The 14,773-nt window shown below is 60.9% G+C and carries 14 protein-coding genes; 4 read left to right on the top strand and 10 right to left on the bottom strand.

The genetic code is table 11. The annotated features are described in order from the left end of the window. Positions 1 to 1,047, top strand: coding sequence for a histone deacetylase family protein (locus GPM19_RS03270; RefSeq protein WP_160417442.1), 1,047 nt, complete (start codon positions 1 to 3; stop codon positions 1,045 to 1,047). 40 nt (positions 1,048 to 1,087) lie between these two features. Here GPM19_RS03270 and GPM19_RS03265 read toward each other — a convergent pair whose 3' ends face one another. The 9 genes from GPM19_RS03265 to GPM19_RS03225 all read right to left on the bottom strand — a co-directional run bounded on the left by GPM19_RS03265 (position 1,088) and on the right by GPM19_RS03225 (position 10,073). Next, a complete protein-coding gene (locus GPM19_RS03265; protein WP_160417441.1) occupies positions 1,088 to 1,573 on the bottom strand; it encodes a phosphatidylglycerophosphatase A family protein in 486 nt (161 codons plus the stop codon). Positions 1,574 to 1,811: 238 nt separating this feature from the next. Further along, on the bottom strand, positions 1,812 to 2,156 hold the full coding sequence (locus GPM19_RS03260) for a Na+/H+ antiporter subunit G (RefSeq protein ID WP_227842113.1): 345 nt from the start codon (positions 2,154 to 2,156) through the stop codon (positions 1,812 to 1,814). Then, the gene (locus GPM19_RS03255) at positions 2,153 to 2,422 is read right to left on the bottom strand and encodes a K+/H+ antiporter subunit F (RefSeq protein ID WP_160417440.1); all 270 of its coding nucleotides are present in this window, start codon (positions 2,420 to 2,422) and stop codon (positions 2,153 to 2,155) included. Before GPM19_RS03255 ends, GPM19_RS03260 begins: the two co-directional genes overlap by 4 nt. Next, complete coding sequence (locus GPM19_RS03250) at positions 2,419 to 2,925, bottom strand: Na+/H+ antiporter subunit E (RefSeq protein WP_160417439.1); 507 nt, start codon at positions 2,923 to 2,925, stop codon at positions 2,419 to 2,421. Before GPM19_RS03250 ends, GPM19_RS03255 begins: the two co-directional genes overlap by 4 nt. After that, positions 2,922 to 4,445 (bottom strand): monovalent cation/H+ antiporter subunit D, encoded by a 1,524-nt coding sequence (locus tag GPM19_RS03245; protein WP_160417438.1) that lies wholly within the window; start codon positions 4,443 to 4,445, stop codon positions 2,922 to 2,924. The genes GPM19_RS03250 and GPM19_RS03245 overlap by 4 nt, the downstream gene beginning before the upstream one ends. Further along, positions 4,442 to 4,780, bottom strand: coding sequence for a Na+/H+ antiporter subunit C (locus tag GPM19_RS03240; protein ID WP_160417437.1), 339 nt, complete (start codon positions 4,778 to 4,780; stop codon positions 4,442 to 4,444). Before GPM19_RS03240 ends, GPM19_RS03245 begins: the two co-directional genes overlap by 4 nt. After that, positions 4,780 to 7,575 (bottom strand): monovalent cation/H+ antiporter subunit A, encoded by a 2,796-nt coding sequence (locus tag GPM19_RS03235; protein WP_160417436.1) that lies wholly within the window; start codon positions 7,573 to 7,575, stop codon positions 4,780 to 4,782. Before GPM19_RS03235 ends, GPM19_RS03240 begins: the two co-directional genes overlap by 1 nt. A gap of 47 nt (positions 7,576 to 7,622) precedes the next feature. After that, a complete protein-coding gene (locus tag GPM19_RS03230) occupies positions 7,623 to 8,723 on the bottom strand; it encodes a pyridoxal phosphate-dependent aminotransferase (protein ID WP_160417435.1) in 1,101 nt (366 codons plus the stop codon). A 141-nt stretch (positions 8,724 to 8,864) separates the two neighbouring features. After that, positions 8,865 to 10,073, bottom strand: a complete 1,209-nt coding sequence (locus tag GPM19_RS03225) for an E22 family MetX-like putative esterase (RefSeq protein WP_319928086.1) — start codon at positions 10,071 to 10,073, stop codon at positions 8,865 to 8,867. 223 nt (positions 10,074 to 10,296) lie between these two features. Here GPM19_RS03225 and GPM19_RS03220 point away from each other — a divergent pair, with 223 nt between their 5' ends. Beyond that, positions 10,297 to 11,157, top strand: coding sequence for an NAD-dependent protein deacetylase (locus GPM19_RS03220; protein WP_202114666.1), 861 nt, complete (start codon positions 10,297 to 10,299; stop codon positions 11,155 to 11,157). Here the strand turns inward: GPM19_RS03220 and GPM19_RS03215 are convergent. Next, a complete protein-coding gene (locus GPM19_RS03215; protein ID WP_202114665.1) occupies positions 11,154 to 11,780 on the bottom strand; it encodes a DNA-3-methyladenine glycosylase in 627 nt (208 codons plus the stop codon). The genes GPM19_RS03220 and GPM19_RS03215 overlap by 4 nt on opposite strands. A 162-nt stretch (positions 11,781 to 11,942) precedes the next feature. Here GPM19_RS03215 and GPM19_RS03210 point away from each other — a divergent pair, with 162 nt between their 5' ends. After that, positions 11,943 to 13,436: a protein adenylyltransferase SelO gene (locus GPM19_RS03210; protein ID WP_160417434.1), complete on the top strand. Its 1,494-nt coding sequence runs from the start codon at positions 11,943 to 11,945 to the stop codon at positions 13,434 to 13,436. A gap of 169 nt (positions 13,437 to 13,605) precedes the next feature. Further along, positions 13,606 to 14,724: an ABC transporter ATP-binding protein gene (locus GPM19_RS03205; protein WP_160417433.1), complete on the top strand. Its 1,119-nt coding sequence runs from the start codon at positions 13,606 to 13,608 to the stop codon at positions 14,722 to 14,724. Positions 14,725 to 14,773: the final 49 nt, after the last annotated feature.

Below are 14,773 nucleotides of genomic sequence, written 5' to 3'. Positions count from 1 at the left end.
ATGAAGCTGTTTTACCATCCTGACCAGGAATATCACGCACCGCCCACCTTCTTGCTGCGTGGCCAACCGGTGCCTTCCCCGGAAGGGCCGCAACGCGCGGTACTGTTGTCTGAGGGTCTGGCCGAGGTTGGGTTATCGCTTACCGCGCCGACACAGATCGATAGTCCGCTGTTGCGCAGGCGGCTGGAATGTATCCATACACCGCGTTATCTCACTTTCCTGGAAACCATCCATGCGCGCTGGCAGGCATTGCCACAAGCCTCGGAAATGGTAATGCCCAACGTGCATCCTTGCGGAGGCGGATGGCATTACCCCGACCATCCTATCGGCCAGGCAGGTTGGCACCTGCATGACATGGCCTGTCCGATCAGTGCCGGAAGCTTCAAGGGTATTCTAGCCAGTGCGGCCAGTGCCCAGGCCGCGGCGGAGGCGGTGCTGAGCGGTGACCGCCACGCTTATGCGTTGTGCCGCCCGCCGGGTCATCATGCCGGGCCGGACCGCGCTGGCGGCTTCTGTTTCGTGAACAACTCGGCACTGGCGGCCACGGTGCTGCGCGAACGTTTTGAGCGCGTGGCGATTGTCGATGTGGATCTGCATCACGGCAACGGCACTCAGGACATCTTCTATGCCCGTGGCGATGTATGGACGGGCTCGCTACACGCCGACCCGGCACAGTTCTATCCATTCTTCTGGGGCGGGGCGGCAGAAATCGGTAGCGGCGAAGGCGACGGAAGCAATCTCAACTTTCCGTTACCCTTGGGCAGCGACGGTGCGCTGTTTCTAGCCACTCTGGAAACGCTGCTGGAAGCATTGGCGGCCTATCGCCCCGAGGCGGTGGTGGTGGCCCTGGGCCTGGACGCTCACAAGGATGACCCTCTGGCCGGTTTTGTTCTGGAAACCGAGGCCTTTTTCCAGATCGGCCAACGTCTGGCGGCCCTGGACCTGCCCATGGTATTGGTCCAGGAAGGCGGCTATCCAACCGAACATCTGAGCGCCAACCTGGCGGCCTTCATGCGTGGGTTTCAGCAAGGCACCGCTGCGCTTTGATACTCCCCTCTTTTGTATGAAAGATTGTGGGTTTCCAACGTCATCCCTTCGTATGCAATGGCTGGCGCCGTCGCCATAGGGCGATTCCCACGGCGAGCACTATCCAGGCAAGTAGGGCGGCCAGAACATCATCCAACACGATTCCCAGTCCTCCGCCGATGGCCTCGAGGTGGCTGATGGGTGGGGGCTTGGTGGTGTCGAATAATCTATACAAAGCGAACGCCACCCCCATCATCCAGGGGGATCGAGCCGCCGCGAGGCCTAGCGTGACTAATGGGAAAGCCAGGAACTCATCGGCAACGATCTGCGAGGCATCGCCACCACCAAGCCACTGCGATGCCCAGTGGCAGAGCGGTACTCCAACGATCAGCAGCAGGACTATGATGGTGGCCTGCTTCGTCAGTGGGTGGCCGAGCAGCCACCAGGCCAGGGGAATGCCGAGCAGCGAACCAACGGTTCCCGGCGCCCAGGGAAGCCAACCCAGCCCGAACCCCGCGGCGAGAAACAAGACCATGCTTTCTACCATCAGCGTTTAACCTCCGCTGCATAACGCTTTGACTCTTCTGTATTTGACGCTTCTGCAATAGGGATCATCTGAAAATCTTCCGCCTCTGTGCCTCTGTAGAGGAGCGACCATACACCAAGGATTTTTTTATTTCAGGGCGTTTTCAAGTATCGCCAGGCGCTCCGCGTCTTCCACCGCCGTGATGCGCAGAGCAGCAGCCAGCGATCCTTGGGCAAATCGGCGCGCAGGCGGCGAATATCTACCTGTCGGGCATGTTGCGGGTGCCCTGTATGCCCTTGAGGCGTCGTCGGAGGGCGGCCTTGCCCATCATGTGGGCACTGACCGGGGCAGTGGCAAACAGGAAGATTGTCACCAGGGCTTCCTGGACGGAGACGCCATCCTGCTGATGGCTGAAGTAGAGCAGCGAGCCGATCAGGGTGCAGCCGACGCCTAGGGTGCTGGCCTTGGTGGGGCCGTGGAGCCGGGTATAGAAGTCGGGTAGCTTGGCCAGTCCCCAAGAGCCAATCAGCGCCACCAAGGCACCGAATAGCAGGAAGGCGACAATGACAAGCTCCAGGTACCACGGCATGTCGATGCTGGTCATTCGATCACATCCCCCCGCAGCAGGTACTTGCTCATGGCCACGGTGCTGATGAAGCCCATCAGGGCGATCAGCAAGGCCAGTTCGAACAGCATGCCGAGCCCCATCCAGATGTCGGACAGTACGATCAAGGCGATGCTGTTGATCATCAGGGTGTCCAGCGCAAGGATCCGGTCGACAATGTCGGGACCGATGGCCAGTCGGTAGAGGTTGAGCAGAGCGGCGATGGCGAAAAGTGCCATGGCCACCGGTATGACGGCAGCAATCATCGGAAGATCTCCTCGAGTGGTTTCTCGTAGCGTTCACGAATGTCAGCAACCATCCCGGCTTCGTTCTCCAAGTGCAGGGCGTGGACCAGCAGGGTGTTGGCCTCGGCGTCGTAGTGGATCGAAACGGTTCCGGGGGTCAGCGAGATGGTGCTGGCCAGGATGGTGATGGCGAAGTCGTCATCCAGGGCAAGCGGGTAGCTGAAGAAACCCGGTTTCAGGTATCGGGCGGGGCGCAAAATGCGCAGGGCCACCACCAGATTCGAGCGCAGAATGTCCACCAACAGCACCAGGAGATAGCGCACCAGCGGCAGGGGGCGCTTGATCTTCGCCTCCTCGGGCCAGAAGCCGTGGGTCACGAAGGGAATGGCCACGCCCAGGGCCAGCCCCAGCAGGGCGTGAGCCGCGCTGAATTCGTTGACCATCAGCAACCACAGTAGCGCCAGGAACAGCGAGAACAGCGGGCGCGGCAGCCAGTATTGCCAGCGTCGGTAAGCAAGATTCATGGCGAGATTTCCTCCAGTGAGATGCCGACCTCTGGCAGCACGGCGGCGATATAGCCGCCTGGTGCGCGAAGCTGCTCAGCGGTCAGCTCGAGATAGCCCATCACCGGGTCGCCGAAGATGGCCAGCAGACCGTTGAGACCGACCATGATGGACACCAGTGTCAGGGGGCCGCGCTCAAGCGGGTAGGGCTTGGCCATGTCGCCGGGGCGCCAGAACCAGCTGCTGCCGGTGCGGCTGGCGGCGATAATCACCAGCAGCGCCGAGGCTAGCAGCACCCCCCATAGCCACAGCCCCTGGGCCGACTCGAGGCTGGCCTGGAGTATCCACGCCTTGCTGACGAAGCCAGCGAAGGGCGGCAGGCCCGCCATGGCGATGGCGGAGACGAAAAACAGCGTGCCCAACACCCAGCGATGCCCGATGGGGCCGGTCGCCGAGAAGCGGTCGTAACCGGTCTCGCGCTGCTGGCCCAGCAGGTCGGCTAGAAGGAAGAAGACCGCGGCCATGAGGGTGCTGTGAATCAGGTAAAACAGGGCAGCGCCGAGGCTGGCTGCGGTGCCGAGGCTAATGGTGGCCAGCAGGGTGCCCACCGAGAGAATCACCAGGTAGGCGGTCAGGGTGCGCAGGCTGTCCGAGCCCAGCACCCCGATGCCGCCCAATGCCAGGGTCAGCAGCGCCAGCGGCCACAGCCAGCCCCAGGCGGTCGCGGCAACCGGGGACTCGCCCAGCGCAAAGACCAGCAGGAAGATGCGCAAGATGGCATAGATGCCCACCTTGGTCATGATGGCAAAGAGCGCGGCCACCGGGGCGCTGGCGGCCGAGTAGGCGCGGGGCAGCCAGAACAGCAGCGGCAGGATGGCGGCCTTGATGCCAAAAACTACCAGCAGGATTAGGCTAGCGGCGGCGAGCAGCGGCGCATCTTCCGGCGGAGCCTCTGCCACCCTCAAGGCCAGGTCCGCCATGTTGAGGGTGCCGGAGAGGCCGTAGAGGGTGCCCAGGGCGATCAGGAAGAGCGCGGAGCCCACCAGATTGATGATTACGTAGTGGAGGCCGGCACGGCTGCGGGCGCGGCCGCCACCGTGCAGCAGCAAGGCATAGGAGGCGATCAGCAGGATCTCGAAGAATACGAAGAGGTTGAACAGATCACCGGTCAGAAAAGCGCCATTGAGCCCAGCCAGTTGGAACTGGAAGAGCGCATGGAAGTGTGCTCCACGCTGGTCGGTGCCGCTGCTGGCATAGAGCAGGCAGCAGAACCCCAGCACGGCGGTCAGCGCCAGCATGATGGCGGCGAGGCGGTCAAGGACCAGCACGATACCGAAGGGCGCCGGCCAGTCGCCGGCTTGGTAGATCAGGTAGTCGCCCGAGCCGGCCGTGGACAACGCCCAGATACCCATCAGCACCAGCCAGGCGGTGCTGGCGAACCCCAGCAGGCGTTGCAGGGCGAAAGGCGCCCGATAGAACAGCAGCTGACCGGCGCCGGTCAGCAGGGGCAGCAGGATGGGCAAGATCAGGGCGTGATTCATGCGCGGTCTTCCTCAGGGTTCTCGCCGTCCACGTGGTCATTGCGTAACTCCACCGCGGCCTTGAGTGCCAGCACCACCACGAAGGCGGTCATTGCGAAGCCGATGACGATGGCAGTGAGCACCAGGGCCTGAGGCAGCGGGTCCGCCGAGCGCTGCGACAGACCGACAATGGCCGGGGCGCCAGCGACCAGGCGTCCCGAAGCGAACAGGTAGAGGTTGACTGCGTGGGAGAGCAGGGTGAGTCCCAGGATGACCGTGAAGGTGCGCGCCCGCATCAGCAGGTAGACCCCACAGGTGGTCAGCACGCCGAGCGTGAGTGCGTAGAGCAGTTCCATTAGCCGATCTCCTTGCCGGGGCCGGTCACCGTCATCAGCTTGCCGAGATTGGCCAGAATCAGCAGCGTGGCGCCGACCACGGTGGCGTAGACGCCAAGGTCGAAGAGCATGGCGGTGGCCAGTTCGAATTCACCGATCAGCGGCAGGTGAAGGTAACCGTGGGACGAAGTGAGAAAGGGAAAGCCGAACAGCCAGCTGCCCAGGCCGGTAAAGGTGGCGGTCAGCAGGCCGGCGCCGATCAGCGGCCGGAAAGGGGACAGCATGCGTTCCTGGGCCCATACCAGGCCACCGGCCATGTACTGCAGGGTCAGCGCCGCCGCGGTGATCAGCCCGGCGATGAAGCCGCCGCCGGGCAGGTTGTGGCCGCGCAGGAAGATATAGGCCGAGACCAGCAGGGCAATGGGCAGCACCAGCCGGGCCACGGTACTGAGCATGATCGGGTGCGGCTCGGCCACCCAGTGGGCGGGATTGGTCTCGACCACGCGCTCCTTGAGGTGCAGGTCGTGGGTAAAGGCAAACACTGCTACGGCGGCAATGCCCAGCACGGTAATCTCGCCCAGGGTATCGAAGCCGCGGAAGTCCACCAGGATGACGTTGACCACGTTGGTGCCCCCGCCGCCGGGGACGCTGTTGGCCAGGAAGAAGTCGGAGATCGTCTCCTGGGGACGGGTGAGGATGGCAAAGCTGAAGGCTGCCACGCCAAGGCCCATCAGCACGGCGATAGTAAGGTCACGGCCCATCCTGAAGCCGCTCGATTCCCTAGGCGAGGTTTGAGGCAGGAAGGAGAGTGCCAGCATCATGATCACCACCGCCATCACTTCCACCATCAGCTGGGTCAGGGCCAGGTCGGGCGCCGAGAAGCGGGCGAAGGTGACGGTGATGAAGAGCCCGGTGACGCCGAGCAGCAACAACGCCGGCAGGCGGCGATGGTGATGGACCGTCACGCCGATCGCCGCTAGGCACAGCAGGATGGCTGCCAGCAGGGTCAGGGGGTCGAGCGGGGAGAGCGCCACGCCGCCGTCCCAGTGGGTGACGGCGAGCAGCTCCATGCCGACCACCACCACCACAGTAGCCAAGATGAAGCTCAGGTAGCGCTGCAGGGAGCCGTTCTCGAGCTGGAAGACGCGGCGCTGGGAGAGAGCGATGGAGCGGCGCATGATCCAGTCGAAAATCTCCTTGGCATCGACCTCGGGCAGCCGCGCGTGCAGGCGGAACAGGGGGTCGCGGAAATGGTAGAAGAGCACGCCACCGGCCAGGGCGAACAGGCTCATGAGCATTGGCACGCTGCCGCCCAGTGTCGAGAAATCGTAGGAATCGACAAGCGCCTGACGCGCGGCGCTGAAGGCTGGCTGGATCAGGGCGGAATAGATGTGTTCCGGCACCAGTCCCACCAGCAGCGTGGCCAGGGCCAGCAGCACGATGGGCGATAGGGCCGCCAGCCGCGGCGAGGCGGGTGGCCATACCGGAAGGTCGATCGGTTGACCGTTGAAGAAGACGTTATGGAAGATGCGGATCGAGTAGGCCACCGAGAACAGCCCGGCCAGAGCCACCCAGACGGGAATCACCACGACCGCCCAGTCGGGGGTGGAGAGTAGCAGGCTCTCGGTGAACAGCATCTTCTTGCTCAGATAGCCGCTCATCAGCGGCAGACCGGCCATGGCGGCGGCGGAGATGCCGGACAGCACCATCAGAACGGGCATGAAACGCCACATGCCGTTGACTCGGCGCATGTCGCGGGTGCCGGTAGCACGATCCACGTAGCCCGCCATCATGAACAGCGGCGCCTTGAACAGTGCGTGGCATACCAGATGGAAAAGAGCGGCCGCCAGCGCCATGGAGGTGCCCAGGCCCAGCAGCAGCATGATCAATCCCAGGTGAGAAACCGTGGAGTAGGCCAGCAGCCCCTTCATGTCGTGCATGAACATGGCCACGAAGGCGCCCACCATGAGTGTCAGCATGCCGGTCAGGGTGACCAGGTGGAACCACAGCGAGGTATCGGCCAGCGCCGGGTGCAGCCGAGCGAGCAAAAACAGTCCCGCCTTGACCATGGTGGCGCTGTGCAAATAGGCGGAGACCGGCGTCGGCGCCGTCATGGCGTGGGGCAGCCAGAGGTGGAAGGGGAACTGGGCGGACTTGGTAAAGGCACCGAGCAGGATCAGATTGAGCATCAGGCCGTAGTGTTCATAGGCGCGGATGCGCTCGCCGGCGTCGAGCACTACAGAGAGTTCGTAGCTGCCGGCGGCATGGCCCAGCAGCACGATGCCGCCGAGTAGCGCCAGGCCGCCACCGCTGGTGATCACCAGCGACATGCGGGCCCCGAGCCGGGCCGCATGGTCCTGAGTGTGGTAGCCGATCAGCAGGAAAGAGACCAAGCTGGTCAGCTCCCAGAATACCAGCAGGAACAGCAGGTTTTCGGAGAGCACGATGCCCAGCATGGCCGCCATGAACAGCAGGATCAGGGTGAAGAAACGCGCCGAGGTGTTACTGCCTTCAAAATAGTAGCGCGCATAGAACAGGACTAGACAGCCGATGCCGGTGATCAGCAGCGCAAAGAGCAGTCCCAGGCCGTCGAGACGGAAGGCCACGTTGAGGCCCAGTGAGGGCAGCCAGTCGAGCTGCTGGACCACGGTCTCTCCGCCACTCATGGCGTGGGGTAGCCAGCTGAGCAGCAGCAGCAGGGAGAAAAGGGCGGGGAGGGCCGAGACCGACGCCAGCAGGCGAGATGATTGACCCCGCATCAGCGCGGGGAGACAGGCGCCTGTGAGGGGCAGCAGGATGATCAGTGCAAGCGGCATGGGACTTGTCTCCCTCATGGTGCTTTAATCAGGATGCCCCGAATTTTTTATTTCAAGGCGTTTTCCAGTATCGCCAGGCGCCCCGGTTGCAGGGCGTCCTCAACTGCCGTGATGCGCAGAATATGCCCCAAGGCTGGATTGACCGGGCGTGCGATCAAGCGTCCGGCATCGAGCAATTCACGGTTGATGCGCTCGGCCAGCGCCGCACTGGGCAGGCGAATGCCGATGAAGTTGGTGGCGCTGGGCAGGACATCGGCCCCCAGCCCCTGAAAGTGCGCAGCTAACCGGGTGCGACGCGTCTTTACCGCCTGGATATGCGCCTTTACCTCCTCGGGGTGGTCGAGCACCACTTCCGCCGCGGCCTGGGTCAAGGTTGAAACTGCATAATGGATGCGGACTTTCATCATCATGGCCAAGGTGTCCGGTTCGGCAATTGCATAGCCGATACGCAAGCCGGCCAGCCCATGCGCTTTCGAAAGCGTGCGCAGGCGGATTACACCGGGAATCACTTCAGAGGCAAAGGGGCTTTCGGCATCATCGCGAAAGTCATGGTAGGCCTCATCCAACAGCAGCCAGCAATCCTTGGGCAAGTCGGCGCGCAGGCGGCGGATATCCTCGTCACGATGCAAGTGGCCGCTGGGGTTGTCAGGGTTGGCCAGATATACCAACCGGGCCTGTTCGCGCTTGGCGGTCTTCAGTAGCGCATCGATATCCGGGGCCAGCACACCGGGGGCTTCACGATAAGGCGTTTCGACCAGACGGCAGCCTTGGCCCCGGGCAAAGTATCCGAAGGTGGGGTAGGTCCCTTGAGCGCTGGCCACTGTTGTGCCGGGTTCGGCGACGGTGCGCAACGTCAGGGCAATCAGGCTGTCGGCACCGGCATCCACCAGCAGCGCATCGAACGGGATCGTCTGCTGGCGGCTTATCCGCTCGCGCACGCCCACGGCTTCCGAATCGCCATAACAATACACATGCTCGACCATGGCATCGCCGAAATGCCGCCGAAGCGCGGCATGAGGCATGTCCAGACCTTCGTTCGACCCCAGGCGATGGGGAATCTCATGGCCGAGACGCCGCTCGAGTACCTTGATGCCGGGAAACGGATTGTTGGGGCCGGAGCCGGTCAAATGCGCGGGGTAACGGGGCATAATGCGATCCTGAATCTCATGAATGATGCAGCGGGGAATCTTGCCAAGGCTTCAGCCTAAGCAGTTCCCCACTTGGCTTCAACGCCGCTAGCAGGGAGGGGGTATGTCGTCACGCCAATTCTGTAGCGTTTTTAGCGGCGTTCAGTCCTGCTCCAGAAATTCACGCAGCTGCTCGCTTGCCTGGTCGATACTCACCACACCATCCAGATGGCCCCGGTTACCTTCCAAGGGTTGAATATCCACCTGAGTGCCGTCGGCTTCTATCAGTTCCGCCGTCCGGCGCACGCCTTCGGGAGTGAATATCAGGTCTTTCTCGCTGTACAGCATGAAGGTGGGTGCATCGATTGCAGCGAGGCCTTGTTCCAGGCTATCACCGTGGCCGGCAACAAATGCCTGGTTGGCTTGAACCAGATAGAGCAGATGATTGGCATCGGATTGTTCCGCGCGAGCGGCGGCAAGCTCATCCAGGGTCTTCTCGAGGGCATAACGGGCGTCGATGTTGCGTGCGGGGTCAGCGTTCTGTTCCGCCCAGCTGCGATCAAAGGTTTCGTTGAACCATTCCGGATGATTGGCATCGATGGTGACCAGCTTGAGTGCTTCCTTTAACCCATCCAGCGGGGGGTGATCATCGTAATAATCGCCTTCGTTCCAGTTGGCATCCAGGCGAATGGGCGCCGCCCAGGTGCCGAGCTTCGTCAGCAACCAAGGATCGGTGACGCCGGCGCCGATCACTGAAATCAAGCGTTCCACCTTGTCCGGGTAGGCACTGGCCCATTCGATGGCCTGCAAGGCTCCCATGGAGGCGCCCATCACGGCATGCAGTTGATCGATATCCTGGCTTTCCAGCAACTCACGCTGCACCTCGACGAAATCGCGAATGGTGACCATGGGGAATTCCATCCCCCAGGGCTCGCCGGTAGCCGGGTTGATCGAGGCCGGCCCGGTAGTGGTGACATTGGGGTCGTGGGCATTGAGGTTGACCAGGGTATCCGAAGAGATAATGTAGTAGCGGTCGGTATCCAGCGGCTTGCCAGGGCCGATGATTGAATCCCAATAGCCGTTGTTGTCGCCATCCTCTTGGTAACGACCGGCGGCATGGCTGGTGCCGGAGAAGAAATGGGTAATTAAAATGACGTTGTCACGGGCTTCATTGAGGGTGCCGTAAGCTTCCCAGCCTACCTTGAGATCCTCGATGGTGTCGCCGCCCTGCGTTGTGTATTCCTCCATCTCGAATATCTGTTTTTCCACGACGCCATCCCAGGCGTAGGCGGATTGGGAGGCCAGCAGACCGGCGCCTACAAGCATTCCCCATACCAACGGCGCAGCCGGGCGCTGGGCAGAAAAATTCACATCATTCGCCAAACCGCTAGATCCAGAAAACCAGGCCATAATGGCTCCTTTCAGATGATGAGCGTTGTGGTTGTTATTCCGTGATCCCAGCATAGTCGAGCCTGGGGATTCAGGTTCAACGCGGGCATTCAGTTAACATGCCAGCTTTGGCACTTTGCGCCATGATCAGCTGTCATATAGATGAACTCTTATTGTTTCCAAGTATTGTTTCGAGGGCCATGTCTTGCCAGAGCCTAGCGCTTTTATTACCGATAACGTGCATGCGGCCAGCGAGGCCTTGGTGGAATTTGTGCAGCGCCATCCCAGGCTGTGGGTGATTACCGGGGCGGGCGTGAGTACCGATAGTGGTATTCCCGACTACCGCGATGCGGCTGGGCAATGGAAGCGCCCGCCGCCGGTACAGCACGCTGATTTCGTGGGTTCCCACAGCGTTCGTCAACGCTATTGGGCGCGCGCCCTAGTGGGGTTCAAGGCGCTGAGCGATGCCAAGGTGGGGGGTGCTCATCGGGCACTGGCGCAGCTGGAAGCCTTGGGTCATGTGGAGCAAGTGGTGACCCAGAACGTCGACCGTCTGCATCAGCGCGCCGGCTCGCGGCGGGTGGTGGACCTGCATGGGCGAGCGGATCTGGTGGTCTGCATGCAATGCGATTACCGCATGATGCGCCATGCCCTGCATGCGGAAATGGCCCACTTGAACCCGGCCTTTGCCACCCTGGATGCCGGCCATGCTCCAGACGGCGATGCCGACCTTGAAACCGACTTCAATACCTTCCAGGTACATGACTGCCCACGTTGTGGCGGTATCTTCAAACCCGATGTGGTGTTTTACGGTGACGTGGTGCCGGCATTAAGGCGTGAACAGGCTCAAGCCGCACTCGACCGAGCCGATGCGGTTCTGGCAGTGGGCACGTCCTTGATGGTGTTTTCCGGTTACCGCTTCTTTCGCCATGCCCACGCCCGCAAGCTTCCCCTGGCCGCACTCAATTTGGGCGTTACCCGCGCCGACCCCCTGTTATCGCTCAAATTGAACGCCCCCTTGACCCCGGTCCTGGAAGCGACGGTCAAATGCCTGCAGTCCACCTAGCGGGCTTTAGACACCCATTCATTGCCTTTTAACCACAACCGCCAAGGGGCTTCCCGATGTTCGGATTCGGCGTAACCGATACCCACCCTGGGGCCATAGGCGATCTGTGGTTTGAAACCAGCGGATCGAGGGCTGGCCCATAGCTGGGTTCCCAAGGTCAGGTCGTGGCCATAAAGCGATTTATCCACACCCAGCGCCCGTGTCAGCTTGCCCGGCCCATTGCTAAGTTGCTTGCCTTTGGCGGAGCGTAGCAGGCGCATTTGCGGCTCCCCCAGCACCGGTTCCACGGCACGCAGCAGGACGCCACACGGATAACCGTCACGCAAAGTGATGAAGTTGAGCATGTGGTGCATGCCGTAGATCAGATATACATAGGCATGGCCGGGTGGGCCGAACATCACTTCCGTGCGCGCGGTACGCCCCTTGGCGGCATGGCAGGCACTGTCATGCGGGCCCATGTAAGCCTCCACTTCGACGATACGTGCCATCAAATGCAGACCGCTTTCCAGCTCGCGAACCACATGACATCCCAGCAGATTCTCAGCGACCACCAGGGTGTCGCGGGCATAGAAGTCGCGCGAGAGCGGGGTCATATGGGGTGGTATCGAAAGCGTGGCAGGCATTTAAGCACTCCTTGGGAAACGGCTTTCTAGCAGTGACTCGTCTAGGCTGGGTACTATTATTCCGCCTGATTTTTCTGGGACGGAAAGCCTGACTTGGCCACTCGGGTATGTCTGTTAGGCTAATGCGTATACGCACAGTCAATACGACAACAGGAGATGCTCATGTTCCTTGATTTCGAACACCATTATCGGCAGTTGCCACAGCGTTGCTGGACGGCCTGCGATCCTACCCCGGTGCCTGCGCCACGCTTGATTGCATTCAATGCACCGCTTGCCCAGCAACTGGGAATGAAAGAGTCGCCTGACCCCGAACAATTGGCCAAGTGGGTGAGTGGCAATCAACTGCCTCCCGGTGCCGATCCTTTGGCCATGGCCTATGCCGGGCATCAGTTCGGTACCTTCGTTCCTCAATTGGGCGATGGCCGCGCCCTGTTGCTGGGTGAGGTGCGCGATGGGGAAGGGCGGCTGCGTGACATTCAACTCAAAGGTGCCGGGCGCACGCCGTTCTCCCGAGGTGGCGATGGCCGCGCACCGCTGGGTCCGGTGCTGCGTGAATACCTGGTCAGCGAAGCCATGCACGCCTTGGGGATTTCCACCACTCGAGCGCTGGCGGCGGTGACCACCGGCGAACGGGTACATCGGCGAACCTTTGAGCCCGGTGCGGTGTTGACAAGGGTGGCCTCGAGCCACATTCGGATCGGCACCTTCCAGTTTCTGGCCTACGTAGGCGATGAGAAGAGCCTGCAGGAGCTGGCCGAGCACAGCATCGAACGTCATTATCCCGAGCTTGGCGAACTGCCGAACGATCAACGTTACCTGGCCTTGTTCGATGCCATTTTGCAACGCCAAGCGGCTTTGGTGGCGCAATGGATGGGCGTCGGTTTCATTCATGGGGTGATGAACACCGACAACATGAGCGTGGCTGGAGACACCATCGATTACGGTCCTTGTGCGTTCATGGACCGTTATCATGCCGAGACCGTCTTCAGCTCGATCGATGAAGGCAAGCGCTATGCTTACCACAACCAGCCGACTGTCGCCCAGTGGAACCTGGCTCGCCTGGCGGAAACCCTGCTGCCGCTGATCGATAATGACGGTGACCGAGCCGTGGAAAGGGCGACGCAGGTCCTTCAGAGCTTCCCCGAGCATTTTCAGGCGCAACGCCAGGTCATCATGAGCGCCAAGTTGGGCCTTGAAAAAGACGACCCTGAGGCGCTTTCCCTGGGTGATGACTTTCTGGAGCTCATGCAGGCCGGGTGGATGGACTTCACCTTGAGTTTCGATCGGCTATACCAGCTGGCAGCCAGCGAAGACGACAATGCCCGGCGGGCCGCCCATGAAGCGCTCTTGGCGCTTACCCAAGCCCCCGAGCCACTTGAAGCCTGGCTTTCGCGGTGGCAAACCCATCGTCAGGAACATGCCACCCCCACACCGGCCACCCTGGCTCGAATGCGCCACGCCAACCCTTTGATCATTCCGCGCAACCACCGGGTGGAAGAGGTGATCGCCGCTGCCGTGGAGCAAGAAGATTTCACTCCCTTCGAAACATTGTTGGCTTTGGTGACACGGCCGTTCGAAGATACTCAGCAGGCACGTGACTGGGCCGTTCCGCCTGCGCCCAGTCAAGAAGTGCTACGTACTTTCTGCGGCACTTGAATCAGGTGGTAAAGCGCTGACGCGGCCTTGCGTTGAAACACTGTAAAAGGAGCTGAGCTAATCTACTTGACGTCAGAGGTGTCGACGCTTAGCTTTTAATGTAGAAATTTTGCGTGATCGTCTGAATTTTATGACGTCACCGCGCCACCTTCACGCCGCGGGAAAATCGATGCCGACTAATACGAATCTTTCCAGTTCCGATCACTCGACACCCTTGGTTCGCTTTGACGCCGTACAGAAGACTTACGATGGCGAAAATCTGGTCGTCAAGGATCTCAATCTTTCCATTCATAAGGGAGAATTCGTTACCTTGCTGGGGCCTTCAGGCTCCGGCAAGACTACCTGCCTGATGATGCTGGCCGGTTTTGAAGTACCTACCAGCGGCGATATCTTCCTCGAGTCCCAGCGCCTCAATAGCGTGCCGCCCCATAAGCGTAACTTCGGCATGGTGTTTCAGAACTATGCGCTTTTCCCGCATATGACGGTGGAAGAAAATATTCGCTACCCGCTGAAAACCCGCCGCCTGCCTGCCGCCGAAATCGAGCGTAAGGTATCCGACATTCTCGACATGATTCAGCTCAGGGAATTCGCCAAGCGGCGCCCGACACAACTTTCAGGCGGCCAGCAGCAACGGGTGGCATTGGCTCGTTCGCTGGTGTTCGAGCCGCAATTGATCTTGATGGATGAGCCTCTAGGTGCCTTGGACAAGCAGTTGCGCGAGCGAATGCAGCTGGAGATAAAGCATCTTCACAAACAGCTCGGGCTGACGGTGGTTTTCGTGACCCATGATCAAAGCGAAGCCTTGACCATGTCGGACCGAGTGGCGGTCTTCAACGATGGCGTCATCCAGCAGATCGACACCCCTACCAATCTTTACGAATTCCCTGCCAACGCTTTTGTGGCCCAGTTCATCGGTGAGAACAATACGCTGCCCGGTCGTGTCGAGTCGGTACAGGGGCGTGATTGCCGGGTGAGTTTCGGCGAAGGTTTCAGCACCGGGGCGCTGCTCGGCCCGAATCTTGCGCAAGGCGATGCCACCCGGCTTTCGATCCGCCCTGAACGAGTCAAACTCAACGGTGCCGCGACCCAACTTCCCAATCGCCTGCAAGGCAAGGTGCACGAATTCATCTACCTGGGTGATCACCTTAGGGTGCGCTGCGAGCTGGCAGGCAACGATGATTTCGTGGCTCGCGTTCCCGTGGATGATTTTTCCAGCCGCTTGCAGCCGGGCGATATCGTGGAACTCGGTTGGCGAAACGAAGATGTTCGCGCCTTGAACGCTTCCTGATAGCTGGTTTTTTGTCTAACCGCTTAGCTTTACAGAACAAAAATTTTCC

This window comes from Vreelandella zhuhanensis (assembly GCF_009793355.1).
Classification (GTDB): Bacteria; Pseudomonadota; Gammaproteobacteria; order Pseudomonadales; family Halomonadaceae; genus Vreelandella; species Vreelandella zhuhanensis.
Note: the sequence above shows the minus strand (reverse complement) of the source record. Positions and strands in the feature narration are given on the sequence as shown.

Coding starts and splice junctions, on each gene's coding strand:
- GPM19_RS03230 (WP_160417435.1), bottom strand. CDS start 8,723: ATGCCCCGTTACCCCGCGCATTTGACCGGCTCCGGCCCCAACAATCCG.
- GPM19_RS03255 (WP_160417440.1), bottom strand. CDS start 2,422: ATGATTGCTGCCGTCATACCGGTGGCCATGGCACTTTTCGCCATCGCC.
- GPM19_RS03215 (WP_202114665.1), bottom strand. CDS start 11,780: ATGCCTGCCACGCTTTCGATACCACCCCATATGACCCCGCTCTCGCGC.
- GPM19_RS03210 (WP_160417434.1), top strand. CDS start 11,943: ATGTTCCTTGATTTCGAACACCATTATCGGCAGTTGCCACAGCGTTGC.
- GPM19_RS03270 (WP_160417442.1), top strand. CDS start 1: ATGAAGCTGTTTTACCATCCTGACCAGGAATATCACGCACCGCCCACC.
- GPM19_RS03245 (WP_160417438.1), bottom strand. CDS start 4,445: ATGAATCACGCCCTGATCTTGCCCATCCTGCTGCCCCTGCTGACCGGC.
- GPM19_RS03235 (WP_160417436.1), bottom strand. CDS start 7,575: ATGCCGCTTGCACTGATCATCCTGCTGCCCCTCACAGGCGCCTGTCTC.
- GPM19_RS03240 (WP_160417437.1), bottom strand. CDS start 4,780: ATGGAACTGCTCTACGCACTCACGCTCGGCGTGCTGACCACCTGTGGG.
- GPM19_RS03265 (WP_160417441.1), bottom strand. CDS start 1,573: ATGGTAGAAAGCATGGTCTTGTTTCTCGCCGCGGGGTTCGGGCTGGGT.
- GPM19_RS03260 (WP_227842113.1), bottom strand. CDS start 2,156: ATGACCAGCATCGACATGCCGTGGTACCTGGAGCTTGTCATTGTCGCC.
- GPM19_RS03250 (WP_160417439.1), bottom strand. CDS start 2,925: ATGAATCTTGCTTACCGACGCTGGCAATACTGGCTGCCGCGCCCGCTG.
- GPM19_RS03205 (WP_160417433.1), top strand. CDS start 13,606: ATGCCGACTAATACGAATCTTTCCAGTTCCGATCACTCGACACCCTTG.